Source organism: Bartonella sp. AP19HLJMH, assembly GCF_042196245.1.
Classification (GTDB): domain Bacteria; phylum Pseudomonadota; class Alphaproteobacteria; order Rhizobiales; family Rhizobiaceae; genus Bartonella.
This window is the reverse complement of the sequence record NZ_JBHIPX010000105.1, coordinates 1-551: the sequence shown is the minus strand read 5'-3', so window position 1 is coordinate 551 and position 551 is coordinate 1. Positions and strand designations below refer to the sequence as shown.

The window sequence follows — 551 nt, the reverse complement described above, 5'->3', positions numbered from 1 at the left end:
TATGCCATTTAGTCACTGGATAACAACCAGACAAATATTGCCAAACATAACCGCAACCATCCTCACAACCGATATGCAAAATCATCCGTCTATTGTTTGTATCAACGTGTCCTCCAGACGTCTTAAAAGAAGGCGCTTGATTGCCGACAATACTGGTTGCTTGATTACTTCCATACATGCTTGGCGAAAACTCATCACTCGTCAAAAATCTCTTATACTAACAGACCAAAAATCAAATGCATGATCCGCATAGCTACGATTGGTCGTAATCGGAACACCATATGCCGACTTTGCATTTTCACCTGTCCCTGATTGAAGATAAATATCAACCCAAATATTATGCCACAGATTGTAAACCATCCCTTCTGGACTACTACATGGGCGGTGATTTAAACACCAAACAGAATTGGGCAAAACATCCCCCGCTTGATAAGCCGATACAAGATATTGATTTATAATGATAATCTAGCTCTGTTCATATTGAATGAGAACCCTGAATAACGTAAGATTCTCTCATCTTAAATCTGTGTATCTTGAATCAATCAAAATCA

Annotated in this window: 1 protein-coding gene; it reads right to left on the bottom strand. The window is 38.8% G+C overall.

What is annotated here, in order from left to right; genetic code table 11:
* Window positions 1-201 precede the first annotated feature (201 nt).
* Window positions 202-414, bottom strand: coding sequence for a hypothetical protein (locus ACFINR_RS09610; protein ID WP_375654256.1), 213 nt, complete (start codon window positions 412-414; stop codon window positions 202-204).
* Between the last annotated feature and the right edge of the window lie 137 nt (window positions 415-551).